Origin of the sequence: Oceanobacillus limi (assembly GCF_900111445.1) — a bacterium.
Taxonomy (GTDB): domain Bacteria; phylum Bacillota; class Bacilli; order Bacillales; family Amphibacillaceae; genus Ornithinibacillus; species Ornithinibacillus limi.
This window is the reverse complement of record NZ_FOHE01000002.1, coordinates 21355-48210: the sequence shown is the minus strand read 5'-3', so window position 1 is coordinate 48210 and position 26856 is coordinate 21355. Positions and strand designations below refer to the sequence as shown.

At 36.0% G+C, this 26856-nt stretch carries 28 protein-coding genes; all 28 read right to left on the bottom strand.

The window, feature by feature from the left end; translation table 11 throughout:
* Positions 1-2 precede the first annotated feature (2 nt).
* The 28 genes from fliY to BMX40_RS02420 all read right to left on the bottom strand — a co-directional run bounded on the left by fliY (position 3) and on the right by BMX40_RS02420 (position 26811).
* On the bottom strand, positions 3-1229 hold the full coding sequence (gene fliY / locus BMX40_RS02555) for a flagellar motor switch phosphatase FliY (protein ID WP_090866532.1): 1227 nt from the start codon (positions 1227-1229) through the stop codon (positions 3-5).
* Complete coding sequence (gene fliM / locus BMX40_RS02550) at positions 1219-2217, bottom strand: flagellar motor switch protein FliM (protein ID WP_090866530.1); 999 nt, start codon at positions 2215-2217, stop codon at positions 1219-1221. Before fliM ends, fliY begins: the two co-directional genes overlap by 11 nt.
* Positions 2218-2247: 30 nt before the next feature.
* On the bottom strand, positions 2248-2667 hold the full coding sequence (fliL, locus tag BMX40_RS02545; protein ID WP_090866528.1) for a flagellar basal body-associated protein FliL: 420 nt from the start codon (positions 2665-2667) through the stop codon (positions 2248-2250).
* Entirely contained in the window at positions 2660-2878 is a 219-nt protein-coding gene (locus BMX40_RS02540) for a flagellar FlbD family protein (protein ID WP_090866526.1), read from the bottom strand. Before BMX40_RS02540 ends, fliL begins: the two co-directional genes overlap by 8 nt.
* 48 nt (positions 2879-2926) lie before the next feature.
* Positions 2927-4354, bottom strand: coding sequence for a flagellar hook protein FlgE (locus BMX40_RS02535; RefSeq protein WP_244513345.1), 1428 nt, complete (start codon positions 4352-4354; stop codon positions 2927-2929).
* Positions 4355-4497: 143 nt separating this feature from the next.
* Positions 4498-4872, bottom strand: a complete 375-nt coding sequence (locus BMX40_RS02530) for a TIGR02530 family flagellar biosynthesis protein (protein ID WP_090866521.1) — start codon at positions 4870-4872, stop codon at positions 4498-4500.
* A 1-nt stretch (position 4873) separates the two neighbouring features.
* Positions 4874-5350 (bottom strand): flagellar hook assembly protein FlgD, encoded by a 477-nt coding sequence (gene flgD, locus BMX40_RS02525; RefSeq protein ID WP_090866520.1) that lies wholly within the window; start codon positions 5348-5350, stop codon positions 4874-4876.
* Positions 5351-5357: 7 nt separating this feature from the next.
* Positions 5358-6737: a flagellar hook-length control protein FliK gene (locus BMX40_RS02520; protein WP_090866518.1), complete on the bottom strand. Its 1380-nt coding sequence runs from the start codon at positions 6735-6737 to the stop codon at positions 5358-5360.
* A gap of 29 nt (positions 6738-6766) precedes the next feature.
* Positions 6767-7363, bottom strand: coding sequence for a MotE family protein (locus BMX40_RS02515; protein ID WP_090866516.1), 597 nt, complete (start codon positions 7361-7363; stop codon positions 6767-6769).
* Positions 7364-7368: 5 nt separating this feature from the next.
* On the bottom strand, positions 7369-7815 hold the full coding sequence (gene fliJ, locus BMX40_RS02510) for a flagellar export protein FliJ (protein WP_090866514.1): 447 nt from the start codon (positions 7813-7815) through the stop codon (positions 7369-7371).
* A gap of 2 nt (positions 7816-7817) precedes the next feature.
* Entirely contained in the window at positions 7818-9134 is a 1317-nt protein-coding gene (gene fliI / locus BMX40_RS02505; protein ID WP_090866512.1) for a flagellar protein export ATPase FliI, read from the bottom strand.
* Positions 9131-9880 carry a flagellar assembly protein FliH gene (gene fliH, locus BMX40_RS02500; protein ID WP_170840646.1) on the bottom strand — a complete coding sequence of 250 codons (750 nt, stop codon included), beginning with the start codon at positions 9878-9880 and terminating at the stop codon, positions 9131-9133. The genes fliI and fliH overlap by 4 nt, the downstream gene beginning before the upstream one ends.
* Positions 9873-10883, bottom strand: a complete 1011-nt coding sequence (gene fliG / locus BMX40_RS02495; RefSeq protein WP_090866508.1) for a flagellar motor switch protein FliG — start codon at positions 10881-10883, stop codon at positions 9873-9875. The genes fliH and fliG overlap by 8 nt, the downstream gene beginning before the upstream one ends.
* A gap of 11 nt (positions 10884-10894) precedes the next feature.
* Positions 10895-12493, bottom strand: coding sequence for a flagellar basal-body MS-ring/collar protein FliF (gene fliF / locus BMX40_RS02490; protein ID WP_090866506.1), 1599 nt, complete (start codon positions 12491-12493; stop codon positions 10895-10897).
* A 98-nt stretch (positions 12494-12591) separates the two neighbouring features.
* Positions 12592-12888: a flagellar hook-basal body complex protein FliE gene (gene fliE / locus BMX40_RS02485; RefSeq protein ID WP_170840656.1), complete on the bottom strand. Its 297-nt coding sequence runs from the start codon at positions 12886-12888 to the stop codon at positions 12592-12594.
* Positions 12889-12918: 30 nt separating this feature from the next.
* Positions 12919-13374: a flagellar basal body rod protein FlgC gene (gene flgC, locus BMX40_RS02480; RefSeq protein ID WP_090866502.1), complete on the bottom strand. Its 456-nt coding sequence runs from the start codon at positions 13372-13374 to the stop codon at positions 12919-12921.
* A 2-nt stretch (positions 13375-13376) separates the two neighbouring features.
* Positions 13377-13772 carry a flagellar basal body rod protein FlgB gene (gene flgB, locus BMX40_RS02475; protein ID WP_090866500.1) on the bottom strand — a complete coding sequence of 132 codons (396 nt, stop codon included), beginning with the start codon at positions 13770-13772 and terminating at the stop codon, positions 13377-13379.
* Positions 13773-14266: 494 nt separating this feature from the next.
* Positions 14267-15046: a GTP-sensing pleiotropic transcriptional regulator CodY gene (codY, locus tag BMX40_RS02470; RefSeq protein WP_090866498.1), complete on the bottom strand. Its 780-nt coding sequence runs from the start codon at positions 15044-15046 to the stop codon at positions 14267-14269.
* A gap of 39 nt (positions 15047-15085) precedes the next feature.
* Entirely contained in the window at positions 15086-16477 is a 1392-nt protein-coding gene (gene hslU, locus BMX40_RS02465) for an ATP-dependent protease ATPase subunit HslU (RefSeq protein WP_090866496.1), read from the bottom strand.
* A 19-nt stretch (positions 16478-16496) separates the two neighbouring features.
* A complete protein-coding gene (gene hslV / locus BMX40_RS02460) occupies positions 16497-17039 on the bottom strand; it encodes an ATP-dependent protease subunit HslV (RefSeq protein WP_090866495.1) in 543 nt (180 codons plus the stop codon).
* Positions 17040-17064: 25 nt separating this feature from the next.
* The gene (gene xerC, locus BMX40_RS02455) at positions 17065-17973 is read right to left on the bottom strand and encodes a tyrosine recombinase XerC (RefSeq protein ID WP_090866493.1); all 909 of its coding nucleotides are present in this window, start codon (positions 17971-17973) and stop codon (positions 17065-17067) included.
* A gap of 537 nt (positions 17974-18510) precedes the next feature.
* Positions 18511-20586 (bottom strand): type I DNA topoisomerase, encoded by a 2076-nt coding sequence (gene topA / locus BMX40_RS02450; RefSeq protein WP_090866491.1) that lies wholly within the window; start codon positions 20584-20586, stop codon positions 18511-18513.
* Positions 20587-20764: 178 nt separating this feature from the next.
* Positions 20765-21643: a DNA-processing protein DprA gene (dprA, locus tag BMX40_RS02445; RefSeq protein WP_090866489.1), complete on the bottom strand. Its 879-nt coding sequence runs from the start codon at positions 21641-21643 to the stop codon at positions 20765-20767.
* Between the two features lie 92 nt (positions 21644-21735).
* Positions 21736-22638 carry a succinate--CoA ligase subunit alpha gene (gene sucD / locus BMX40_RS02440; protein ID WP_090866487.1) on the bottom strand — a complete coding sequence of 301 codons (903 nt, stop codon included), beginning with the start codon at positions 22636-22638 and terminating at the stop codon, positions 21736-21738.
* Between the two features lie 43 nt (positions 22639-22681).
* Complete coding sequence (sucC, locus tag BMX40_RS02435; RefSeq protein WP_090866485.1) at positions 22682-23842, bottom strand: ADP-forming succinate--CoA ligase subunit beta; 1161 nt, start codon at positions 23840-23842, stop codon at positions 22682-22684.
* A gap of 98 nt (positions 23843-23940) precedes the next feature.
* The gene (locus BMX40_RS02430; protein WP_090866483.1) at positions 23941-24213 is read right to left on the bottom strand and encodes an EscU/YscU/HrcU family type III secretion system export apparatus switch protein; all 273 of its coding nucleotides are present in this window, start codon (positions 24211-24213) and stop codon (positions 23941-23943) included.
* Entirely contained in the window at positions 24210-25991 is a 1782-nt protein-coding gene (locus tag BMX40_RS02425) for a hypothetical protein (protein WP_090866481.1), read from the bottom strand. The genes BMX40_RS02430 and BMX40_RS02425 overlap by 4 nt, the downstream gene beginning before the upstream one ends.
* A gap of 49 nt (positions 25992-26040) precedes the next feature.
* On the bottom strand, positions 26041-26811 hold the full coding sequence (locus BMX40_RS02420) for a ribonuclease HII (RefSeq protein ID WP_090866479.1): 771 nt from the start codon (positions 26809-26811) through the stop codon (positions 26041-26043).
* Positions 26812-26856: the final 45 nt, after the last annotated feature.

Below are 26856 nucleotides of genomic sequence, written 5' to 3'. Positions count from 1 at the left end.
CCTTATTTCAGCTTCATTAATCGATCTGATTGACTAATAATATCTGTAACACGAACACCGAAGTTTTCATCTATAACGACTACTTCGCCTTTAGCAATTAACTTTTCATTAACTAAGATATCAACTGGTTCACCAGCTAGTTTATCTAATTCAATAATCGAACCGGCTGATAGGTCTAAGATTTCTTTGATGGAACGATTCGTCCGTCCTAGTTCAACGGTAACTTTCAACGGTATATCCAGTAGCATATCTAAGTTACGATGCTCGTTTTGATTTAGCTCAACTTGGTTAAAGTTAGAAAAGTCTGCTTGCTGAATATTAGCTTGCTGATTTGCTGCCGCGTTCCCAATATACTGAGGTTGATTATTTTGCATCACGGGTTGTTGTTGATAACCAGCTTGATTAACATGTTGTTGATTCGCTTGGGGCTGGTTCACCTGGCCAACTGGTTGCTGATTTACAGACATTTCTTGCTGTTGGTTAGCAGCTACTGGTTGCTCTAATTGTTCTACAGCTGCAGCTGTTTCTTCCTCAGCAGATTGATTCATTAATGTATCTACTAATTGTTTAGCAAAATCTAATGGAATTAACTGCATGATATTTGAATCGATCAACTCGCCAACCTTCAGTTGAAAGGAAACCTTAACAAATAATTCAGGCTCTTCTTCTGCACTTAACGTCTCATCAACGTGATTTAATGCGATTTCTGGCGGTGAAATATCAATCTTCTTATCAAATACAGTGGACATACTCGTTGCAGCTGCTCCCATCATTTGATTCATGGCTTCTTGAACTGCACTTAGGTGAATATCATTTAATTCCTCGGCAGGACCAGTACCATCTCCACCTAGCATTATATCTGAAATGATTGCTGCATCCTCCGATTTGATGACAAAGACGTTTACTCCATCAAAACCCTCAACATAATTTACTTCAACCCCAACATGCTCCATTTCAAACTCACTGTCTAATTCTTGACGGTTAATGATGGAAACCGTTGGAGTAGTAATGTCTACCTTTTGATTTAATAGTGTTGAAAGAGTTGTAGCAGAGCTTCCGAATGAAATATTCCCAATTTCCCCTAGCGTGTCAACCTCCATGCTCGAAAGATGATCTTTTTCTTCAGGTTGTTTTGTATCTTTTTCTTGGTCATTTTCCTCGTCATCATTTGCTCCAACATTTAATAATGCATCGATTTCATCTTGGGAAAGCATACCATCATTCATCATCTTCATTCCCCTCCTTGATTTCTTCCAACACTTGTACAGAAAGTTTCTTTTTGTACTTACCTGGCTGGACATAGAATTTTGGTTCTTTGTTTATTTCTAACGTAAGTGGACTATCTATTGATTGATCTAAAGCAATTACATCGTTACTACTTAGATCTAAAAATTGCTGAATATTAATCTTACTTTCTCCTAATACAGCTCTAGCTTCCACATTTGCTTTTTGAAGATTAGTAGAAAGTTTTTCATAAGCTTCTGGATCTCTCTTTTTCGTAGTTGTTTGCATCCAGTATTGTACGGACAATTTTGAAATGATTGGTTCAAGAACAATATGTGGGATACATATATTTATCATTCCACTTGTTTCTCCAATTGTTGTATTCAACGACACCACTACTACTGTTTCATTAGGAGAAACTAGTTGGAGAAACTGTGGATTCACTTCAAATTCCTCTAAAACAGGATCTATGTCAATTAGAGATGCCCAAGCTTCTTTTAAGCTAGAGAAACCTTTTTCAAACAACTGTGAGATGAGGATTGTTTCAATCTCTGTAAGGTTCTCAATTTTATTAACACTGTCTCCTCTTCCTCCAAGCACACGATCGAGCATACCATAGGCTATGTTCGGATTAACCTCCATAATCAGTCTTCCCTCTAACGGAGAAACACTAAATATATTTAAGACGGTAATATTCGGGATAGAACGTATGAATTCCTCATAGGGGATCTGATCAACCGAAGCAACCGTAATATTTACATACGATCGTAATTGAGATGAAAAGAATGTAGTTAATTGTCGTGCATAATTCTCATGAATACGACCAATTCCTCGAATCTGATCCTTTGAAAATCGTAATGCACGTTTAAAATCATACACTCGAACTTTTTTCTCTTTTTCTTCCTTTTTTAACTCTTCCGCATCCATTTCACCAGTTGTTAATGCGGATAACAGCGAGTCAATTTCATTTTGCGATAATACTTCTTCTGCCAAGTATACTCACCTCCATTCCGGAGTACATTGCTATTGTAATATTTTCTGTATTGTATATACGTCTGTGATTTTTCCTTCTGTCATTACTTCGTTTAACTCTGTTATGACCTTTTCTTCTAAACTAGATAGACCAGTTTTAAATTCTTCACTCTCTAATTTTGCTAATTCCTTAATCAAAACGTTTTTTACTTGGAAATCTCTTTTTTCAATTTCTTCTTTTGCTTCCTTGCTGTCCGTTATGACTTGAAATTGAATACGAACAAAGCTTCCATCATTTAAATCGGTTGTTATTTCTGGAGTCGCGTAGGAATATTCAATAATATCATCAATTGATTTTTCCTGACCTTCTGCTTTATCATTTACAAAATATAATACGATTGCCGTTGTAATTCCACCTATTAGAATGATAGCTAATAAGGAAATTAACATTGTCTTTATAATTTTATTCACTTGTATCACTCACCTCTTTAAGTGATTGCTGGATTCCTATTTTTTGATAATAGGAAGTTATTAACTCAATCACTTCTTGGACTGGTTCTCTTACGACAATTTTTTTGCCGTTTTGTAGAGTTACTGTTGTATCAGGTAATGCTTGAACCTGCTCGATCATTGCTGCATTTAATACAAAGGCGTCACCATTTAAACGTGTAACAGATATCATTGTATTGGCGGGAGTGAGCTAGTTTAGTAGTCACTCCCTACCCCCTTATTATCGTTTTAGATTAACAAGCTCTTGCAAGATTTCATCTGATGTTGTGATAATTCGTGTATTTGCCTGGAAACCACGCTGTGCTGTAATCATTTCTGTGAATTCTTCCGATAAGTCAACGTTAGACATTTCCAAGGAACCACTTACGATTGATGCTGTTCCTTCTGATTCAGGAATAGAAAAACCATTAAAGCCTGCGTTTGCAGAGTTTAGGAATAGATTACTTCCTGCTTTCTCTAAACCTGCAGGATTTGAGAAATTAGCAACCGCGATTTGTCCTGCAATTCGGTTATCACCAAATTCATCAACATAAGTGATCGTACCATCTGATTGAACACTAAAGCTCTGCGCTGTGTCAGGAATGTTTAATGTAGTTGGATTTTCCATATCATCGTAGTTGATGACTTCTTCAAGTACAGCGTCTTCTCTCATGAAATTAGTAGTTTCATCTGCTATCACTTTGTCAGCACCATCTACTTCTTTAATTGACATAACTGCACCATCTAATGTAACTGTGACACCACCTACTTCTGCAGATAATGTTCCAGTTTCTTCATCAAGTTTAAAGGTTTGACTTGCTGAATCCGCTGTGAGTGTCATCGTTCCGTCTTGTGCAGTTGTTATACTAATTGGACTAACACTATTTGCGTCGTTACTATAGTTAATCTCAATTTCTTCTTCTAAATCCAACTCAGTATTTTCATTGCCATCAGTTGAAAAAGTCTTGCTAACCCCATTTATTTCAATAATTGGATCATGATCTTCATTATCACTAAACTTTACTACTATATCTTCTCCACCCTGGTCTTTAAAAACCTCTAGTTCAAATTCATTATCGACATTTTTGGTGAATGACCCTAGATCTTTTTCTGTACCATCCTCATACACTTTCATAACACTCATAATATCTTCACCAGCATCATTTTCCCCAAACTCAATCTGGTAATTAATTTCCTCACCATCTTCATTAATAGCCGAAACAGTTTTGTTTCCAGTAATTGGATCTGTTGAAATAATAAGTGGATTCCCAGCACTATCCCAAGTAGTTACTTGTCGAGCATCAATCTCTTGCTCAGATGGAAAACCTAATAAATAAGCACCTTCTGAATTAACAATACTTCCATCCTCATCTAAGTAGAAATTACCAGCACGTGTATAGGCGGTCATTTCTCCATCGCGTACAGCAAACATTCCATCACCTTCTAAAGCAAAATCTAATGGATTATTCGTTGTTTGACGAGAACCTTGTGTATGAATATTATCAATTGATCCGAGCTGAGAACCTAATCCTACCTGTGCTGCGTTTACCCCACCACGTGTTTCAGTTGGCCCTTGAGCACCAGAAGTCATTTGACTCATCATCTCTTGGAAAGTTGCACGACCTTTTTTGAATCCGGACGTATTTACATTGGCAATATTATTACCGATAACATCTAATTTCGTTTGGAAGTTTTTCATTCCAGAAATACCTGCATACATTGAACGTAGCATAATTATTACTCCCCTTTAAATTGGTTTGAAAAGCTGTATCAGTCAGTCAACAGCTTATTGGCTTCCCATAAGGGTCCAGCCTAATCGTTTATTAAAATTGTTCCATTAATATTTGAAAAAATATTACTTGTTGCTTCTTCTCGATCCATTGCAGTAACTACTGTATTATTTTTCGTACTGACAACAAGAGCTGCATTATTCGTTACAACCAATGAATCGGTAATCCCCTTCTGCTTTGCTTCCAACACTTTTTCAGAAATGGTCTCCCATTGCTTCTCATTAAACTCGATATTCCGTTCGTTAAGCCGTTGGCTAGCATGCTTACTAAACTTTAGCGCTTGTTGGCCAATGAGAATTTCTTTAAAATCGGAAGTGTGTTGATTATCTATAGGTTTACGACCCGTCGGAATTTGCAAAGCATGTTGCTGTGATACTTGATGAATCCGGTGATCCATGCTATTCACTTCCTTCTTCGGTATCCCCTGCATCTTCCTTATCACTAGGCTGGCTAACTTGTACAATCTCTTCTACATATTTTTTCTCGCCATTTTCTAGTTGTAGAACGGCTTGACCTTCTTTTTGACTAACAGCTATTACGACACTTGTTTCTTGACCAGATTTTTTTTCAGTCTCTTTGTCATACGTATCATATGTAACTTCTTTTCCGATCATATGACTATATTGAATAACTGGAGAAACCGTCTGATTTTGAACAAGTTTATCGATTGAAGCTGTCATATTCATCATTTGTTCCAAGGAAGAAAATGTCGTCATCTGCGAGATAAACTCTTTGTCGTCCATTGGTGCAGTTGGATCCTGATTTTGTAATTGTGTCATTAATATCTTCAAAAACTCATCTTTGCCAAGATTTGTGCTTGGTGTTTTAGTTGTTTGTTGGTTCTTTAAATATAAAGATGGATCAATAGTAGTCATCCCTCACCTACACCTCCTCATTTAATAATAAATCTTGTATGGCAGATTCAAAGTCATTTTCACTGCTTGACTGCTCATTATCATTTGATGACGAGCTTCCAGAGGAATTATTATCATTCTGCTCATTAAATGATTTTTCGTCTTGATTTTTTTGCATATTCTGCCCTTGTTGTTGTGTCGTCAGATCTTGTTTCTCAATCGTCACTTGATGTGGCGAGAACATATTTTTAAGCTGGTTCATGTTGGATTCAAGCATTTCTTTAGCTGCTTGGGACGTAACCATTATCTTCACCGTCATTTCACCGTTAATCTGGGTTAACTTAATCATCATATCACCTAAATTATCCGGCCGTAACGAGATAGATAATTGGTTTGCTCCATTTGGCATGGATAAAAATTTACTTGACTTCATCACTTTTTGTATTTGATCCATTAGCTGTTGATCAGGGGTTGTTTGTTGAGTACCTTGTGCCTGATTAACATGGATTACATATTGTTCTAACCGAGTCATTGGCATTGATGAACCATTCCAAGCGTTTACGTTCTGTCCAGTTAGTTTTTCAGCTAGGCCATTTTTTTGTAATGCATGATCTACCCATTTTGCAATATCTGTCGTCGTAACTTTCGCATTAGTATTATACTGTGCATTTGCGGCAAATTGATTTCGCTTTTGGAAAGATTGTAATAAGTCCTTCCAAATCCCTTCTAACTTGGAACCTTCTTGATTTGTCAAGTTTAGAACGTTGCTGTTATTTCCAAGTGACTTCTCTAATGCAGTCCACTTTTGTAGCAAATCAAGTATTTGTGGCGCTGCTTTCTTTAAATCTCTTTGTGAATTCACATCTTGAAGAATTGCTTCAAATTTAGAGAATAAATCTAGAAACTTATTAAGATTTTTTATCTGGTCGTCACTTAACAGGTCTTTTCCATTGGAGTTTGCTACTAGAGTTTCTTGTAAAGATATCAATTGTTCAATAGTAAATTGAGTTTGTTTACCTTTCTCAGTTTGATCTGAACTTATACTAGCATTAAGATTATGCAACAGGTTCATCAACTGGTCATTTGATAATTCTACGTCCTTCAGCAAACTCACTTGCTCAGTTGATAGATTAGATAGATCGACATTCTCATTTGACATTAGCCACGCAACTAACGGTTGTAAAGCCTCTTCTAAATCACCCGCCCCATCCAACAGTGCCTTTATATCTTCAGGAATAGTTTCGCCATCCTCTGTGGAAAGTTCTAAATTGTTTACACTTGAATTACTTTCTTTTAGCAATAAGGACTGAAACAAGTCATCTTTTTTAGTAGATTGTTGTTGTTTTGTTTCCACTACTGTTGAAAGTTGTTCTGAAACCTTACTAAAAAGCATTCCGATCGCGTTCATTTTTTCACCTCCTTTCAGTTGTACGTTTATTAATCGTTACTTTCTATAAATAAAGCTGTAATTTCTGCTGCTGTTTCAGACTCTATTTCTTGTAAAATGGCTCCACGATCCTTGTTTGATAGTTTCTGCAAAATAGAAACGGCTGTATTGCTATCCAATTGTTCAATAATTCTAGCTGCTTGTTCGCTATCCATCTCTCGTAAGGAGGCAGACATTTCTTTTACCGCATCACGTTGTTCGGTATTATCAGCCTCCTCGGAGGTGGATGTTGCTTCTTCTAGCTTAGCTTCAAGTTGAGCAATCTCTTGTTCCCGTTGTTCAATTATTCCTTCCAAGTTAGAAACTTCAGCAGCTAAGGATTCTATTTCATTGTCTTTTTCTGTAACTTGTGATTGTACTTCTTCCTCGGCTTTTTCCTCTTTCGCTTCTTCCTCGGTAGTAATATAGGAGTTAACAACTGGAATATCGTTTGCGGTGTTCTTTACCCAGTCAACTACATTAATTCCAGCAATTGCTAACCCAACTGCGGTTAGGGATACTACAATTAGTAGTGGAATTACGATTGCAACGAAAAACCATAAGATAGGATTCATTTTCTTTTTTTCTTCATTTATCTCTTTCGCCATGATACTCACCTATTTTGATAGCTCAGAAATTGCTGAACGGATATTTCATCCATCTGCGCATTTTCTAATCTTTTTTCTTGATTCGCTTGATCTATATTACGATATTCGATTAATTTTTCGAATTTCTTCATTTCAACATGAGCATTCGTTAATTTCGATTGCTTCGCTTCCATTTCTGTTCTTGCTTGTTGCACAGCTTGCTGTAAATTGTTAATTTGTTTATTTATAAATTCCATATATTCCATGTGTTCCTGGATTGAAGTGATATTGGTTGAAGCTTGCAGTGATTCTTCATACGCCTGTTCAGCTACTTCTTTTTTTCGTAGAAGCTCATACATTTTTGTACCAATTCGCTCAAATTGATTGATTGATAGTTGGTATGCGTGCTGGGCGTCCTTTTTTTCTTTTTCACGAATAGTTAAAATCTTACTCATTACTACCATGTTAGCCATCTTTAACTTCCTCCATTAAACAACTGCTTCATCAATTCAATTGATTCATCTAGCGTTTTATACTCAAAGATGTCTTGTTTTAAGAAAGATTGTATTTTTGGATGAAATGTGATTGCTTTATCTATTTCTTTGTCTGTTCCTCGTTTATAAGCTCCGATTTGGATTAATTCACTATTTTGCTCATAAGTTGACAATAGTGAACGTAGTTGTTGAGCGATGGAAATATGTTCCTCACTGACAATGTTGTTCATGACCCTACTTATTGATTTGAGAATTTTAATCGCTGGGAATTGTCCATTTTCAGCTAATCTACGATCCATAACAAAGTGACCATCTAAAATTCCTCTAACCGTATCTGCGATCGGTTCGTTCATGTCGTCCCCATCTACTAATACAGTATAAAAAGCAGTAATTGAACCATATTCATTTGTTCCAGTTCTTTCTAATAACTTTGGCAAAGTAGCAAAAACGGACGGTGTATACCCTTTTGTTGTTGGGGGTTCACCAGTAGCTAAGCCTACTTCACGTTGAGCCATTGCAACTCGAGTAACAGAGTCCATCATGAGATTAACTTTGAAGCCCTGGTCTCGGAAATATTCACTGATTGCAGTAGCTGTATACGCACCTTTAATCCGCATTAATGCAGGTTGATCTGAAGTAGCAACAACTACAATCGATTTCTTTAATCCATCTTCTCCAAGATCCTTCTCAATAAATTCCCTAACTTCGCGACCACGTTCTCCTATTAATGCAATAACATTAATATCTGCCTCACTATTTCTAGCGATCATACCTAGTAAAGTACTTTTCCCGACACCACTTCCGGCAAAAATACCAATTCGTTGTCCTTTTCCCACTGTTAACGTTGTATCAATTGCTTTAACACCAACTTGTATTGGATCCGAAATAGGAGCACGAGCCATTGGGTTTGGAGGTTCTCTATCCGTCACATAATTCTCTAAACCTTTGGGTAGTGGCGAATGATCAAGGTTTTCACCTAGCGAATTAATAACCTTACCAATTAATCCTCGACCAACTTTAATACTTAATGGTTTGCCAACTGATTCTACCAAACATCCTGGTCCAACATCTGTTAACTCAGAATAGGGCATTAATATTATTCTTTCATTGTTAAACCCAACTACTTCAGACATTATCTTTTTCTTGTTAGGTGATGAAGGGTGAATATAACAAACTTCACCGATATTTGCATCAGGACCGTGCGATTCGATCATGATACCAATAACTTGTTGCACTTTACCATATCGCTTATATGTTTCGGCTTGTTCAATTGCAGAAAGATGATGGGTAATATTCATTGTTTATTCTCCATTATTACTTCAAATAATACATCACGTAATTGCGTTAACTGGGTGTCAATGCTGGCATCTACTTTTCCAAAAGGATGTTCAATTATGCAAGTTCCTTCTTTTGCTGATTCATCAACTAGTATGGATAATTCTGCTTGCTTCTCTACAATATGCTGTAGTTCCTTTTTTTGTTGCAGTACATATTCATGATTGGAAGGATGCAAATATATAGTTATTAACGATTTATCTTTTAGGGAATGTATTGCTTCCTTCACAATTGGAACAAAGGATTCTGGATGATCGTTGATTTGTTGTTTCATAATTTTCTCAGCTACATGTATTGCCAATTCAATGATGGAGTCATCACTTTTCTCAATTGTTGCATGATAGTCATTCCTTGCAGATTGCAAAATAGAATTCGCTTGTTCAAGAAGGTTAGAACATTCGTTATAACCCTCTTCTTTCCCTTGATTGAACCCTATTTGATACCCTTCTTCTTTCGCTACTTCAACGAGCTGCTGCTTTTCGTCTTCCCAGTTTTTCTTTTCGTTTTCAATTTGTTGTTTCGTTTCGAGAAGGGTTGCTTCTTTTTGTTTAGTTAATTTTTCTACTTCATTTCTAAGTTCCGTTAATTTGTTTTCTTTTTCATGAATGGAATCTAATAAGACTGTTTCTTGGTTTTCGTTAATTTCTTTTTCAATCTTAATAGGCTTTATCTCGATTAATTTTTTTGATTGATAATGTGAATTAGACAATGATATCGTCTCCTCCACCACGAGCAATAACAATCTCACCGACTTCTTCTAACCTGCGAATGATTGCAACAATTCTGGTTTGTGCTTCTTCAACATCTTTCAATCGAACAGGACCCATATACTCCATTTCCTCTTTAAATGTCTCTGCCATTCGTTGTGACATATTCTTGAAGACGATATCTTTTACTTCTTCACTTGCAACTTTAAGAGCAAGTCGCAAGTCTTCGTTTTCGACTTCGCGAATGACACGTTGAATTGCACGATTATCAAGAATAACAATATCCTCAAATACAAACATACGTTTCTTGATTTCTTCTGCTAATTCGGGATCTTGAATTTCAAGTGCATCCAAAATAGTACGTTCTGTGCTTCGATCTACTCCATTTAACACTTCCACAACCGCTTGAATTCCACCAGTTTGTGTATAATCCTCTGATAATGAAGAAGAAATTTTGCGTTCAAGTACTTCTTCTACTTGGCTAATAACTTCTGGTGAAGTAGAATCCATCGTAGCTATTCGTCTTGCTACATCTGCTTGTACCTCTTGCGGTAATTCTGACAAAATTTGTCCGGATTGTTCTGAATCTAAATAAGATAAGACAAGCGCGATTGTCTGTGGGTGTTCACTTTGTATAAAATTCAATACTTGTTGTGGATCTGCTTTACGCGCAAAGTCGAATGGCCTTACTTGTAATGACGATGTTAGTCGTCCAATGATATTTGTTGCTTCTTGTTGTCCAAATGCTTTCTCTAATACTGTTTTCGCATAACCAATCCCACCTTGGGAGATATAATCCTGAGCAAGAGCCGTTTGATGAAATTGTTCTAGTACGTCATCCTTTAACTCACTATCAACTTTTTTTACAGAAGAAATTTCTAAACTTAGTTTCTCTATTTCTTCTTCTGATAAATGCTTATATACCTCAGCAGATACATCTGGACCAAGGGAGATTAATAGAATCGCAGCTTTTTGTCTTCCTGTTAAAGTTTGCTGTTTTGCCATTTAAAAACCTCCTAATCTTCCCCAATCCAACTCTTTAATAGTTTTGCAAAGTCTTCTGGTTTTTCTTTTGCCATTTTCTCTAGTTGTTTTCTGCGTACGACAGATTCAGATTCTTCTTCTTTAATTTCTTCTACTTCTTTCGTTGGTGCAACAGGAACTTCCGTTTCTACATATTCTTCTTCTTCAGTAGAATTTTTCTTCTTACGTAATAACATAACTAATAATATAATGACTGCTAGTAGTAGTCCTCCACCAACAAGGTACATCCACAGTGGAATAGTAGGTGTTGCTCCTTCTGGAACAGTAGGTGTTTCCGTAAACTCTTGGAATACGATAGATGCTTTCTCTTCTGGAACGACTTCACCATATTCCTTATCAATCGAAGTACTAATGATCGAGCTTAATATGTTTTCAATCCCCGCTTCAACATCTGCTTGTTCCTGCTGATTGAGATAAACTACTTGCTCTCCATCCATTCCTTTTACATTATCCACAGCAACTTGTATTCCTAGATCGCGAATTTTGTACGGACTTTCTACAATATCACGATGAATTCTATTAAATTCATTGTTTACTGTTTCCTTCACTAACTCGTAATCACCATAATCTCCATCTTCTAGCCCTTCGTAGCCAGGAATATCCTCTTCCCCAACAGGAATACCACCTGCTGCATCCCCAAGACCGGAATATGTTTCATGGATGGATTCCACACTGACAGGAAGACCTTCCATTGTTTCAGGATCAATTGGTTCAATTAATTCTTCCACTCGGTTTTCTGCTGTAAAATCAACATCAGTAGTTACAGACACAATTACATTATCCATACCAACCATCGTTCCGAGCATTTGCTGCACTCTTCGTTGGATATCTTTTTCGATATCTCTTTTTATATTCTGTTGTTGTGTATATGCATCTTGAGCACCGGACGACGCTTGTGAATTTTGATCAAAATATTCAAAGTATTGGTTCATAATGACGATGTTCTCTGGTTGTAAATTCGGTACGGCTCTAGACACCAAATTATATAATGTATCTACCTGATTTCCCTCGAACTGATATCCAGGTTGTGTATTTAACACAATGGAAGCAGAAGCTGGTTGAACAGCCTCGCTTGCAAATACCGGATCCTTCGGTAGATTTATCATAACTTGAGCATCGTGAATACCTTCTATCCCTTTCATTAAGTTGCCTAATTCTGTCTGCATCGCATCTAGCTTCATCATATCGAATTCGTTATCCGTGACTCCCCATGAGGAGTTTTCACTAAAAAACGAGTAATCAATGTTTCCACTATTTGGAATACCTTGTCCTGCTAGATCAACAAGCAAATTATCTACTTGTTCTTCCGGTACCAATATCGTTGTTCCACCATCTTGTAGCTCAAACGGAACCCCTCTAGCATCCAATTCTGTTTTAATCTGCCCTACTTCTTGTATAGATAGATTATTATATAAAGGTACATTGTTAGAATTAGTTGAAAACAATGAAATGGCTACTATGAAGGCAATTATTATTACGATGGATCCTATAAAAAGCCCTTTTTGACTTTTGGATCGACCAGCCCAAAAGGTTTTCAGTTTATCAGTTGTATTCGATAGTTTTTCCTTCATATATTCCCCCGCCAAATTTCAAGACAATTATTAAATTATTATTGTTTTAATTTAATTATTTATATTTTTAACCGATAACTATATTAGATAATAGTCGATTAAACAGACATACGCATGATTTCGTTATAAGCATCAATTGCTTTCTTTTGAACTTGAACTGTTGCTTCTAACGTAACACTAGCTTTTTGTGCAGTAATCATAACATCATGTAGATCATCAATTTTCCCCATTGCTAATGCTTCTGTCTTTTTATCAGAAACTATTTGCGCTTCATTAACCTCTTCAATAGCGTTTTTCAATGCATTTGCAAACTTCCCTTGTTCTTCACCTGGTGATATAGCAGGTTTTGATGACTGGAGGTCAACAGATGAAGGCTTTTGTATACTATTTAACATTTCAATCATTGATAAATATCCCCTCTACAATTATTTTCCAATTTCTAGTGCTTTTGTTAACATACCCTTACTCGCATTTAATGCTGTTACGTTTGCTTCATAGGATCGAGTTGCACTCATTAAATCCACCATTTCTTTTAATGGATCAACATTTGGTAATTGAACATAACCTTCCTCATTAGCATCTGGATGTGAAGGGTTATAAACGACCTTAAAAGGTTCCTCATCCTCTACAATCCCAGCAACTTTTACACCATCGGCATGATCAGAAGAAGTATTTGATGCCTTTTGCAAAAAGGATCGAAAGGTTTTATCCGTAGGTTCTAAATTTACCATTTTACGACGATAAGGCTCGTACTCTCCATTTTCATTAACTGTTGCACGTGTTGTTTGTGCATTGGATATATTAGAAGATATTACGTCCATGCGAAGTCGTTGTGCTGTTAATGCACTGGCGCTTGCATTGAATGAATTAAATATCGACATACCTAATTACCCCCTCTAATAACTTTCTGTAAGCTACCTAGTTTTCCATTAATACGATCTACTAACGCTTGATAATAGATTTGATTTTGAGCCAATTCAGACATTTCTTTGTCAACGTCAACATTATTACCATTATGATTGTAAGCTGTATTATTTCTGGTGATGGTTTTAAAACTTGATTGGGAATAATCCCCAAAAGGAATATGTTTTTCGTGTGTGCGTTTAGCTGGTAGCGAATCAGAAAGTGCATCGTTTAATACACTTTTAAAAGCAACATCTTTCGCTTTGTAATCTGGAGTGTCTATATTTGCTATATTCGTAGAGATCGTTCTATTTTTTGCGCTCGCATAATCAAGTGAATTTTGCAACGTATGAATTGTACCTCCAAATAAACTCATATCTAATCCCCCCCTTAAGTAATAGGTTGAAATAACTACATTAAAAATTGTTTTCAAAAATACAATAACCGACATAAATTCATAAATCCATACGAATATTGTAATTTATTTACGAGATAAAGTCTATCAAATTTCGACATTATTCTCATCTAGGAAATAAAATAGTTATAATTTACTAGGATGATGTGACTAAAACAGCATTGGTAAATTTCTCCTATGTTGGATTATAACATTCAATAAGCAGGTGAATTTCGACTATATTTGACAAATCAAGTCAATAAAAAAGTGCTAGTAGAAAAATATCCACTAGCACTTTTCCGATCATCTTACAGTATACCCGAGATGTGTCTGGCACACCGACATAAACGTAATGCCTTGTACCTCATAAGAACCCACTTCAAATCTAACAAGTTAAACTAAGGAAGTTAGCTGGGAGCATTAAAGTCAAATGCCCGATTTGTTCATCTAACAATTAGCAATAATGAAGAATCACCTTATCTGGAACGTAATTTTTCTAGTTCTACAAGGAATTTATCATTTAGTACTTTAATGTACGTACCTTTCATCCCTAATGAACGAGATTCAATTACTCCTGCACTCTCTAATTTACGTAGTGCGTTAACAATTACAGAACGAGTTATTCCTACACGATCTGCGATTTTACTTGCTACTAGTAATCCTTCTTTTCCATTTAATTCTTCAAAAATGTGGTCAATAGCTTCTAATTCACTGTAAGATAATGAACTAATGGCCATTTGAACGACTGCTTTACTTCTAGCTTCCATTTCAATTTCTTCAGTTTTTTCATGTAGAATTTCCATACCAACAACAGTTGCTCCATATTCAGCTAGTAATAAATCATCATCGTTGAAGCTATCCTGTAATCTACCGATGATTAGGGTACCTAATCTTTCTCCCCCACCAATGATTGGTACAATTGTCGTTAACCCATTTTTAAATAAGTCACGATTTTCAACTGGGAATACCGTGTACGGACTATCAATATTCAAGTTTGGTGTTGTTTCATGAATATGAAATAGACCTTCTGTATATTCCTCTGGAAATTGACGATCCTCTAGCATACCTTTCATACGTTCATTTTCGATTTCTTGGTTAATGGCAAATCCTAATAACTTACCTCTTCTACTTAATATAAATACATTCCCTTTAATTACATCTGTTAAAGATGCAGCCATATCATTAAAATTCACCGATTTTCCCGTTGCTTTTTGTAACATTGCATTAATTCTTCTTGCGCGAGTTAAAAGTTCCATTATGATCCTCCATTTTTTTAATAATTTAGTTTTGTTATGTTATAAAATAAATTGACTTAAGTCCTTATTCTTAATAATGGTGCTTAATTTTTCATCTACATATTCTGGAGTTATATGAATCGTCTCCATGTTAATATCTGGTGCTTCAAAAGATAGATCTTCTAATAGTTTCTCTAGAATCGTATGAAGCCTTCTTGCACCTATATTATCCGTGTCTTGATTCACTTGGTAAGCAATTTCAGCTAATCTAGTCACAGCTTCGTCTGTAAACACTACATTTATACCTTCTGTTTTCAATAAAGCCTCGTATTGTTTTAACAATGCATTAGATGGTTCATTTAATATGCGCTTGAAATCCTCAACAGATAATTTCTCTAATTCAACACGAATCGGAAATCTACCTTGTAATTCCGGAATTAAATCAGAAGGTTTTGCCATATGAAAGGCTCCCGCTGCAATAAATAACATATGATCGGTTTTAACTGGTCCATGTTTTGTGACAACGGTTGAACCTTCAACGATTGGTAATATGTCTCGTTGGACACCTTCTCTCGATACATTCGGGGAGTTATCTTGTTTTCCGGCAACTTTATCAATTTCATCGATAAATACGATACCAGATTGCTCAGCGCGTTCAATAGCTTCTTGTGCAACTTCTTCCATATCAACCATTTTTTGCGCTTCCTGTTGAATTAGTAATTCTCTTGCATCTGATACTGGAAGTTTACGTTTTTTCTTCTTCTTTGGCATAAACTGGCTGAAGGCATCTTGCATATTCATCCCCATTTGTTCCATACCAGAACCTTGCAACATATCAAACATTGATGGGGGCATTTCCTCAATTTCCACAGTTACAATATGATCTTCTAATTCACCTAAAGCCAATTGGTGTTCCACTCGTTGTCGCTTACTTTTAATTTCATCGTTTTTTTCATGTTCCTGATCCTCATCAGCATTTCCCTGACCTGAAAAAAGCATTTCAAAAGGATTCGTCATTGTTGATTGCTTCTTAGCTTGCGGCACTAATAATTTTACAAGTTGTTTATTCGCTTCTACTTTAGCCTTTTCAGTTACTTGACTCATTTTGGCTTCTTTAACCATCCGAATGGACATTTCTACTAAATCACGAATCATTGATTCAACGTCTCGACCTACATAGCCAACCTCCGTGAACTTTGTTGCTTCCACCTTTACAAAGGGTGCGCCAACTAATTTCGCCAATCTTCTTGCTATTTCTGTTTTACCCACACCAGTAGGCCCTATCATTAAAATATTCTTGGGAACAATCTCATCTTTAATCTTTTCATCTAATTTAGTACGGCGATACCTGTTCCGCAAAGCTACAGCTACCGATTTTTTAGCGTTTTGCTGACCAATAATATATTGATCTAATTGGTTAACAATCTGCCTTGGAGTGTAATTAATACCCATGTATACATGGCCCTCCTCATTAGTCAAGTACTTCCAGAGTAATCTGGTTATTTGTGTAAACACATATTTCGCCAGCAATCTCCATTGCTGCTTTTGCAATTTCCTTTGCTGATAGATTATCCGAATAATTAACAAGTGCTCTTCCAGCACTTAAGGCATAGTTGCCACCAGACCCAATAGCCAAGATGCCATCATCTGGTTCAATTACTTCACCTGTACCTGAAACTAACAACATGCTTTCTTTATTCATTACAATTAGCATAGCTTCAAGCTTTCTTAACACTTTGTCACTCCGCCATTCTTTAGCAAGTTCTACAGCAGCTCTGGTTAAATTTCCGTTGTATGCTTCAAGCTTCCCTTCAAACTTTTCAAATAAAGTAAAAGCATCTGCTACCGAACCAGCAAATCCAGCCAAAACTTTACCATTGTAGAGTCTTCGAACCTTTTTCGCTTTATGTTTCATGACAACTGCATTACCTAGTGTTACTTGACCATCTCCACTCATAGCGCATTGACCATTATGCATGACTGCAAATATCGTAGTCGCATGAATTTCATGCATCCAAATCACCTCATTGCCTTCATTATTAATTTCTAGCTCTTGGGTGGCTGTTCAAATATATATTTCGCAAATGATCCTTCGTTACATGCGTATATACCTGTGTAGAAGATAAATTCTCATGCCCTAGCAGTTCTTGAACCGCACGTAAATCTGCTCCTTCATTTAACATATGCGTGGCAAATGTGTGTCTTAATTTATGAGGATGAACGTGAACTGTGAGAGCTGCTTTTTCCACCATCTTTTTTAAAACTAAGCGAATTCCTCTATCCGTCAATGGGTTACCACGTGCATTTAGGAAGATGTATTCCGTATCATTGTTGGATTTGGTCAAAAGTTTCTGTCGACCATCTTGCAAATATGTATCTATTGCCTTTTCAGCAAAACTTCCAAACGGAATATACCTTTCTTTATTTCCCTTCCCTGTCACAAGTATTGTACCAATCGAAAAATCTATGTCTTTTATCGTTAATTTTTGGCATTCACTCACTCGTATACCTGTTGCATACAATAATTCTAAAATGACTTGATCTCTTTGTCCTAATGGAGTAGAAAGATCATTCACTTCAAAAAGTTTTTCCAACTCCTCCATATATAAAAATCCTGGAATCGGTTTTTGTGCCTTAGGTAGAGAGACATTTAAAAATGGATTTGATGATACATAAGATTCTCTTTCCAAAAATCTAAAGAAGCTACGAAGACTTGAAATTTTCCTCGATACGCTTTTCCTTGATAATTGTTGATCATATAACTTTGTTAAGTATACTCGAACAATTCGTTGATCTATTTCTGTAATTTCACGAATGTCTTCTTGTTGTAAAAATAAAAAAAACGTTTCAAGATCATATGAATAATATTTTACAGTATAAGGCGAAGCGTTTTTTTCAATTTGCAAGTATTCGATAAAATCCTTATGATACACAGTAAAATGACTCAAACCTACACCTCTTTATTGAACAGCGATTAAATCATAACACATAAAAATATGGAAATGCAATCAACTTAACAAAATTGTAACAAAATTCTGAATTGGCATCAAGTTATTTGAATTCCATATAAACTGCATTTTTTACATATTTAATATATATCCAGCTATAATTGGACAGTGTCAAGTATATCACCTTACCAAGACGTAATTATATCTTGTTACAATTGAATAGTCAACAATTACAAATATAAGTTTTTTTTAGAATACTTGGCTTTTACCACATTTATAGGGACGCTTCCATTATGGACTTACGCAGAAAGGAAATTTTAAAATTTTCTTTCTGCTTAAATATTGTATACCCTTTGAAATATTTTGATATACATTTTTCATAAAATTATTTCTATATGTTAGTTCTTCCCAACTATTTGTATATTAAAACACCCATAGACATAAATTTTATGAATATTTCACAAATATCATTTGATTGTTATTTTATATTTTTTCTTTAACAAAAAAAAACCGCCTGCAGCCACAGACGGGTTTCGATCACTGAGCTTCTTCCTTATAATCACAATTGGTACACTGAATTTGTACTTCTTTTTTACTTCGTTTTTCCACAAGTAAAGATTCACATTTGGGACACGGTCGAGAAATTGGTTTATCCCAAGAAACAAAGTCACATTCAGGAAAACGATCACAACCATAAAAGACTCTCTTCTTTTTCGATTTCCGTTCCACAACATTTCCTTCATTACATTTCGGACAGGTGACCCCAATTTCTTTGAGGATCGGTTTTGTATTTCTACATTCAGGAAAATTAGAACATGCTAGGAATTTTCCATACCTCCCCATCTTATACACCATTTCATGACCACAATTTTCACAGTCGATACCTGCAGGCTCATCTTTAATCTCGATTTTTTCCATTTCTTTTTCTGCTTTTTCTAAACGAACTTTAAAGTCTTGATAAAATTCATCTAATAGATTTACCCACTCAACCTTACCATCTTCAATAGCATCTAAATCGCTTTCCATTTTAACGGTGAAATCTACATCTATAATTTCTGGGAAGAATTCCTTTAACGAATCAATAACAATTATCCCCAGTTCTGTTGGTACAAACCGTTTGTGGTCAAGTGTTACATACCCTCTCCGTTGAATGGTATCTAAAGTCGGTGCGTATGTTGATGGACGTCCTATCCCTTGTTCTTCCATTGTGCGAACAAGACGCGCTTCCGTATACCTAGGTGGTGGCTGTGTAAAATGTTGATTCGGAGTTATTTCCTCTGCGTCTACAACCATACCTTCCTCTATATCTGGTAAAAATTTATCTTCTTCTTTTTTATTATCATCATTTCCCTCAACGTAGACTTTCATAAATCCTTTAAATTTAACTTTAGATCCAGTTGCACGGAATTCTACATTATTATTCACCAAGTGAACTGTCATTGTATCTAAAATTGCTGGTGCCATTTGACTTGCTAGGAATCGTTCCCAAATTAGCTTATATAGTCGATATTGATCTCGTGACAAGATATCTTTTAAAGATTTAGGGTCACGGTTAACAGATGTCGGTCGAATTGCTTCGTGAGCATCTTGGGCTCCTTCTTTTTGCTTTTCGTTTTTTCCTCCACCTAAAAATTCTTTTCCATATTTCTCCTCGACTAGGTCCTTCGCTTCCTGCTTCGCCGTATTTGAGATACGAGTTGAGTCCGTACGCATATATGTAATAAGACCCGTAATTCCACCGGCTTTCTTTCCTAGATCAATCCCTTCGTATAATTGCTGAGCAACCATCATCGTTTTCTTCGCTCGAAAATTTAGCTTTCGAGCTGCTTCCTGTTGTAAAGATGATGTAGTAAAAGGTTTTGCCGGATTGCGTTTACGCTCCCGTTTGTTTACTTTCTCCGCGGTAAATTTTTTGTCACTCAATTTATTCAATATATCTTGTACTTCTTCTTCTGAATTTAATGCTTGTTTTTTTCCATCAATCCCATAAAAAGAACCTTGGAAGGACTCTTTATCTTTTAAGAAGCTTGCATCAATTGACCAGTATTCTTCTGGCTCAAAATTCTCAATCTCTTTTTCACGATCAATAATCATTTTCAAAGCAACCGATTGAACACGTCCGGCACTTAATCCTTTTTTTACTTTCTTCCATAGAATAGGACTAATTTTATAACCAACCAAACGGTCTAAAATTCTTCTCGCTTGTTGAGCATCTACCAAGTCGAGGTTTATCGAACGCGGGTGTTTAAATGAGTCTTTGATTGCATCCTTCGTAATTTCATTAAATACAACTCGGCATTCAGAATCTTCTTCCACATTTAATGCATGTGCAAGATGCCAAGCGATAGCTTCCCCTTCACGGTCCGGATCGGCCGCTAGATATACTTTTTTCGCTTTTTTTGCGGACTTCTTCAAATCTTTCAATACATCACCTTTACCACGAATAGTAATATATTTTGGCTTGAAATCTTGCTCAACATCTACACCTGTCTGACTTTTTGGCAAGTCACGAACATGTCCCATAGAAGCTTTTACTTTATATTTTTTCCCTAAATAACGCTCAATTGTTTTTGCTTTTGCAGGTGATTCAACAATCACTAAATAATCTGCCATATATTCTCCTCCAACCTGAGGTCGCTTATTTATTCTTATTTATATTGATGCATGAGTTTAATATTTACAATATGATACGATAATCATTTTCATTATAGAAATCTTCACTTATATTAAATATATCCTGTACATTTGTCAAACATCCTGTAATAGGAACGGTACTTTTTCATTAGAGAGACTATGTAATTGTAGTCATTCTTTTCTCAGGGCTATTCTCCCAATCCTCTAGGATATCGTTTGCATGATGAACTAACTTTGCACCATCCTGAATCATTTTATGGCAACCAATTGTTTGCTGGATAAGTGGCGAACCTGGAACCGCATACACTTCTTTCCCTTGATCAAGTGCTTGATCAACGGTTATTAACGTGCCACTACGTTCCATTGCCTCAATAACTAAGGTACCAAAACTAAGTCCACTTATGATCCGATTTCTTTCTGGGAAATAGTAAGGTTTGGGCGGGCAGTTTGGAGGATACTCCGATATCACTAGACCCTCTTCACATATTCGTTGAAATAGTCCGACATTTTCTTGAGGGTAAATGTTATCAAATCCGCTACCTAATACAGCAATAGTTTTCCCCTTACAATGCAAGGACAATTGATGGGAAAAACTATCAATCCCTCTTGCCATGCCGCTAATAATGACCCATTTGTCATCTAAAAGTGGGCGAACAATATGGTTCAATTTTCCTTTTGCTTCTTTAGACGGTTTTCTTGTTCCAATCACGCTCAGTGCCGGCTGACTGTTTAATAATGAAGTATTGCCAATCGTATATAAAACTAGCGGTGCATCTTTTATTGTTTTTAACATAGGAGGATAGTTTTCGTCAACTATTGTAATTACTTTATAATGGGAAAAATCGCGAACAACTTGATTATATAAACGATCATGGTGAAGATCTTGTACGATCGTAGTGGATTTTTCTAGTGGAATATTATACCTTTTCTTAATGTCAGAGGCTGTTAAATGGTAGATATGTGATAATGCAGGGTCATCGTGGAGAATATGGCGAATTGTCTTTCGAGTAATTCCTCGGCATCGGTGAAGATGCATTAATCTTTGCGAACATGAATTCAAAACAAAATCACTTCCTCTCTATAATTTAGGAACCTAAAAGCTGTAGCTTCTAGGTTCCTTTACATTAATTAATGAGTCTTACATTTTTCAACTAAACCATTTTCTTCTAGAACTTTAATCATCGTCTCTCCCATTACAGATGGAGTTTCTGCAACTTGAATACCACATTCGTTCATTACGCGGATTTTCTCATCAGCAGTACCTTTTCCTCCTGAAATGATAGCTCCAGCATGGCCCATACGTTTTCCTGGAGGTGCAGTTGCCCCGCCAATAAAGCCAACAACAGGTTTATTCATATTTGCTTTCACCCATTCTGCAGCTTCTTCCTCCGCTGTTCCGCCGATCTCACCAATCATAATTACAGCTTCGGTTTCCTCGTCTTCATTAAACGCTTTTAAGACGTCAATGAAATCTGTACCATTTACTGGATCTCCGCCAATACCTACAGCAGTAGATTGACCAAATCCAGCTTCTGACAATTGATGTACTGCTTCATAAGTTAATGTTCCAGAGCGGGATACAACGCCAATATGTCCTTTTTTATGAATATAGCCTGGCATGATTCCAATCTTACACTCTTCTGGAGTAATAACACCTGGGCAGTTAGGACCTACTAAGCGAGTCTTTTTCCCTTCCATATAACGTTTTACTTTCACCATATCCATAACTGGAATATGTTCCGTAATACAAATAACTAGGTCTAGTTCTGCATCAACGGCTTCTAATATTGCATCAGCAGCAAATGGGGCAGGTACATAGATTACAGATGCATTTGCTCCTGTTTTATCTACGGCATCTTGAACGGTATTGAATACAGGAACACCTTCTACTTCTGTACCGCCTTTTTTCGGTGTTACACCACCAACGATATTTGTACCATATTCAAGCATTTGTTTCGTATGGAATTTCGCTGTACCACCAGTAATTCCTTGAACAATTACTTTTGTATCTTTATTTATAAAAACACTCATTTTCGTCCGTCCTTTCCTAAGCAATCTATTTACGTATTTAATCTTACTTCACAAGTGAAACGATTTTTTCTGCTCCATCAGCCATTGAGCCTGCTGAAGTAATATTTAAGCCAGATTCCTCAAGAATCTTTTTACCTAATTCCACATTTGTTCCTTCTAAACGTACTACGAGCGGAATTTCTAGACCTACTTGTTTTGTAGCTTCTACAACACCCTCAGCGATCACATCACACTTCATGATTCCACCAAAAATGTTAACGAAAATACCTTTTACATTGGCATCGGACAAAATGATCTTAAAAGCTTCGGTAACTTTTTCAGCTGTTGCACCGCCCCCAACATCAAGGAAGTTAGCTGGATCGCCACCATAATGCTTAATAATATCCATCGTTGACATTGCAAGCCCTGCACCGTTAACCATACAACCGATGTTTCCATCTAAAGAGATGTAACTTAGGTCATATTTAGATGCTTCGATTTCTTTTTCATCTTCTTCGTCTAAGTCTCGGAACTCCGTGATATCTTTTTGACGATATAAAGCGTTATCATCAAAGTTTAACTTGGCGTCTAATGCAAGTACTTCTCCATCTCCTGTTGTTACCAGTGGATTAATCTCAGCAATAGAACAATCTTTATCTACAAATGCTTGATATAAACCAGTCATGAATTTTACTGCTTTTCCTATTAATTCATCTGGAATGTTAATATTAAATGCTAGTCTACGAGCTTGATAACCAGATAAACCAACTACTGGATCAATTACTTCCTTAAATATTTTTTCCGGTGTTTCCTCTGCAACTTCTTCAATCTCCGTACCACCTTCTTCGGATGCCATCATCACAACACGAGAAGTTGCACGATCAAGAACTAATCCAACATAATATTCTTTTTGAATGTCGCAACCTTCTTCAATAAGTAAGCGTTTAACTTCTTTACCTTCTGGACCTGTTTGGTGCGTTACCAACGTTTTACCTAGAATCTCATCTGCATATGTACGAACTTCATCTAGATTTTTGGCTACCTTTACACCACCAGCTTTACCACGACCACCTGCATGGATCTGAGCTTTTACTACAGAAACAGCTGAACCTAATTTTTTTGCGGCCTCTACAGCTTCATCCACACTATATGCTACATAGCCATTCGGAACCTTTACACCATAGTTACGCAAAACTTCTTTGCCTTGATATTCATGAATGTTCATGCTTTGTCCTCCTTACAAAATTCACTGCATTACCATTGTATTAAAAAATACAAAATATCACAAGAATTGTAGAACAATATTGTCATAAAATTGTTCGTTTATTCGTTTTTATGCAATTGATCAGTACGATAAATAAAAGCAAAAACCTCTGCAACTGCTTGGTAAAGGTCTTCTGGTATTTTTTCATTGATATTTAATTCTGCTAATAGCTCTACTAAAGAGCTATCCTCTAAAATCGGGACGTTACTTTCTTTTGCTTTTTCGATAATATTATCTGCGATGATTCCCTTCCCGTTTGCTGTAATTTTTGGTGCTTGGTCCCGGTTTTGATCATATTGTATGGCTGCAGCTTTTTGTCTTTTTTCTATCATATTCGATAATCAACTCCTTGATAAGAGGTGTTCGTTTGAGCATAACTTGGCGTTTTTTTGTTTTCTAATTCCTTTTTTTGAATGGGTTTGAAAGATATTGTTGAAAGCTGATAATTTAACTCTTCTAACCCCTTTTGTAACACTGATTTTAAAGGTGTATTACCGTTATCCAATCCCAACTTATCGTTCATGATCGTTATAGCTACTGTCCGTTTTTGAATATTCATATCGATCACGGTATCTTTTAGGTTTGCTAATTCTAAATAAAACAGAATTCGACAATAATCCGAATCAATATCACCTTTTTCTGTCTTTTTCCCTTCAAATTCAAGCTCCATATCGTTTACTAATCCTAATTTTTCTGCGGGGATCATCATATTCGCTTGAATAGTGCTTGCCGTTTCATTAACAGATTGTAATTGCAATCCATTAATAAAATGTAACAGCTGTTTCGATGATTCCTGGGTATTGCCCTCGGACTGTTGGACCATTTGGATAAGCAACGATTTGATTGTATTCAATTGTTTTTCGGTTACTTCACCAGAAACATTATGTTCATAAGAAAGGCCAATTGAACCAATCACTTGTTTAAGTTGGGTAAGAATTTGATCTTTTGAATGTAATGTTTTATTAAATAACTGTTCAAGATTCCTATACGTATTTTCATTTTTCAATATTTGCAAACCAGTTAACAACTGTGGTAATGAATCACTAGTTGATTTTAATAACATCCCCTGATCTCTTCCTAGATATGGAGCGACTTTCTGTGAGACCTCATTTCGTAAATTTTCCAAGTCAGTTGTTGAAAGTGGATTGTTTTGTGTAATACTCTGATTAATAGGACCTTCCCATTTTTTTAGCACTTCATTAGCAGAACTTCTCAACAACTGTTGGTTATTTAATATGTTTTCTATACCTTTTATTATCGTTTTTTCTTGCAATGTATAAGGCAATTGATCAGGAGCTATTTTTGTCGAACCTGTAATGGTTGATTCGGGTTGTTTTGTTCGATACACTTCCCAATTATCACGCCAATTAGAGTAATCTAGGGAAGAATCTATAATGCCAGCAAGCTTCAACGTATGAAACAACATTTGATTATTTGTCGTAACCTCTGAAACAATTTGTTTTACTAATCCCGTTTTTAAATCCATCGGTTGCTCAGTCAGTTGGGATAACCTTTGTAATAGATTTTGCTGTAAATTTGAATTGGAATTATTGTCATACGTTAAGTGTTGAACTAATGAATTTATTTGTTGTGAAAAGCTGGAGTTGCGCCTAACGTGTAGGGCAAGAAATACAGATTCTGTCATTGGAAGTCTACTGCGAATCATTTCTTTTAAGACTTCTTTCGCTGCGCCATCACCTTTTAAACCTTCTAGTAATTGATTTGCCTTGATAAGCTGTCCTCTTTCAAAAGGTATTTTCTCTTTTAGTAATGCTTGCAATAAGGCAATGTTTGTTTTAGTTCCTTTTAATCCTAATTGTTGCAGTAGAGTGAGTGTGTCTGTTCGTTCCTTATTCTTTAACTGGTCTCCTATCACTTTTAAGTGAATCAATGAATCCGAAGCATTTACCTGAAAATGATAGTTTGCACCTATTGTTAAAGAAGCCTCTAATCGAGCAATAAATTGTTGGCTCCCTAGTTGAATTTGGGCTTTATTATTAGGGAATAATTTATTTATCTTCCCTTGTACAATTTGACCAGTACGTAAATTATTTGTTGAATCTGTTGTTGTTTTTGCTATTTTATTTCCAAGCAATTGTTGAATGTTCAACTAGAGACACCATCCTTCCGTTTTCAAGCATTTTCCTGACTTATTTTTTCTACTTTATTATATTTTTAACAGGAGCAAACGTTTTTCTGTGATAAGGGGATGCCCCATATTGATACAAGTTATTTACATGGTCCTTTGTTCCATACCCCATGTTAGAACTAAAATTGTATATTGGATAATTTGTATGTATCTCTTTCATTATTCTATCTCTCGTAACCTTTGCTAGAATACTAGCTGCAGCAATGGAAATGCTTTTTGCGTCTCCCTTAATAATAGATTCTGAAGTGCAGGCTAATCCTTCCAAGGGAACGGCATCTACTAATGTATGGTCTGGACATGGATCTAGTTGGGAAATAGCATTTCGCATTGCAAGCTTCGTGGCTTCCAATATATTAATTTCATCGATTGTATCATTACTAACAATAGAAATGCCGTAGCTAATAGATTTTTCTTTAATAAAGTCGAAGAATTGTTGTCGTTGTCCTTCTGTTAGTAGCTTCGAGTCATTTAGGCCTAATAGTTTGAAATCAACTGGTAGAATGACAGCTGCAGCAACTACTGGTCCAGCTAGCGGACCTCGCCCTGCCTCATCCACACCCGCAACTAATTTGTTCCCATTGGCAAACTGTATTTTTTCATATGAACACATTTCTTCATATACCTTTTCTAGTTCTTGCTGCTTTATTTTTTGTTTTTCATATCGGTGAATTAATTGTTGAACACCTTTTCTCTCATCTTGTTTAAGTACACGTAGTAATTGTTCATCTACCGAATTATCATCAAATAATTCTTTTATAGATGCAATAGACTGCTTTTTCATATGACACCTACTTCCTATATCTATATCGGTTCAAACTTCTAAAAA

What these genes read in the sequence shown, in the direction of transcription:
- codY (WP_090866498.1), bottom strand. Translation starts at nt 15,046, where the DNA reads ATGGAACTTTTAACTCGCGCAAGAAGAATTAATGCAATGTTACAAAAA.
- BMX40_RS02540 (WP_090866526.1), bottom strand. Translation starts at nt 2,878, where the DNA reads ATGATATCTGTTACACGTTTAAATGGTGACGCCTTTGTATTAAATGCA.
- flgB (WP_090866500.1), bottom strand. Translation starts at nt 13,772, where the DNA reads ATGAGTTTATTTGGAGGTACAATTCATACGTTGCAAAATTCACTTGAT.
- BMX40_RS02515 (WP_090866516.1), bottom strand. Translation starts at nt 7,363, where the DNA reads ATGGCGAAAGAGATAAATGAAGAAAAAAAGAAAATGAATCCTATCTTA.
- hslV (WP_090866495.1), bottom strand. Translation starts at nt 17,039, where the DNA reads ATGCATGAAATTCATGCGACTACGATATTTGCAGTCATGCATAATGGT.
- fliJ (WP_090866514.1), bottom strand. Translation starts at nt 7,815, where the DNA reads ATGGCTAACATGGTAGTAATGAGTAAGATTTTAACTATTCGTGAAAAA.
- flgD (WP_090866520.1), bottom strand. Translation starts at nt 5,350, where the DNA reads ATGACTACTATTGATCCATCTTTATATTTAAAGAACCAACAAACAACT.
- BMX40_RS02420 (WP_090866479.1), bottom strand. Translation starts at nt 26,811, where the DNA reads ATGAAAAAGCAGTCTATTGCATCTATAAAAGAATTATTTGATGATAAT.
- fliG (WP_090866508.1), bottom strand. Translation starts at nt 10,883, where the DNA reads ATGGCAAAACAGCAAACTTTAACAGGAAGACAAAAAGCTGCGATTCTA.
- BMX40_RS02530 (WP_090866521.1), bottom strand. Translation starts at nt 4,872, where the DNA reads ATGGATCACCGGATTCATCAAGTATCACAGCAACATGCTTTGCAAATT.
- BMX40_RS02430 (WP_090866483.1), bottom strand. Translation starts at nt 24,213, where the DNA reads ATGATAGAAAAAAGACAAAAAGCTGCAGCCATACAATATGATCAAAAC.
- sucC (WP_090866485.1), bottom strand. Translation starts at nt 23,842, where the DNA reads ATGAACATTCATGAATATCAAGGCAAAGAAGTTTTGCGTAACTATGGT.
- dprA (WP_090866489.1), bottom strand. Translation starts at nt 21,643, where the DNA reads ATGCATCTTCACCGATGCCGAGGAATTACTCGAAAGACAATTCGCCAT.
- sucD (WP_090866487.1), bottom strand. Translation starts at nt 22,638, where the DNA reads ATGAGTGTTTTTATAAATAAAGATACAAAAGTAATTGTTCAAGGAATT.
- fliI (WP_090866512.1), bottom strand. Translation starts at nt 9,134, where the DNA reads ATGAATATTACCCATCATCTTTCTGCAATTGAACAAGCCGAAACATAT.
- flgC (WP_090866502.1), bottom strand. Translation starts at nt 13,374, where the DNA reads ATGTCGATATTTAATTCATTCAATGCAAGCGCCAGTGCATTAACAGCA.
- fliE (WP_170840656.1), bottom strand. Translation starts at nt 12,888, where the DNA reads ATGTTAAATAGTATACAAAAGCCTTCATCTGTTGACCTCCAGTCATCA.
- topA (WP_090866491.1), bottom strand. Translation starts at nt 20,586, where the DNA reads ATGGCAGATTATTTAGTGATTGTTGAATCACCTGCAAAAGCAAAAACA.
- fliF (WP_090866506.1), bottom strand. Translation starts at nt 12,493, where the DNA reads ATGAAGGAAAAACTATCGAATACAACTGATAAACTGAAAACCTTTTGG.
- fliY (WP_090866532.1), bottom strand. Translation starts at nt 1,229, where the DNA reads ATGATGAATGATGGTATGCTTTCCCAAGATGAAATCGATGCATTATTA.
- BMX40_RS02520 (WP_090866518.1), bottom strand. Translation starts at nt 6,737, where the DNA reads ATGAACGCGATCGGAATGCTTTTTAGTAAGGTTTCAGAACAACTTTCA.
- hslU (WP_090866496.1), bottom strand. Translation starts at nt 16,477, where the DNA reads ATGGGTATTAATTACACTCCAAGGCAGATTGTTAACCAATTAGATCAA.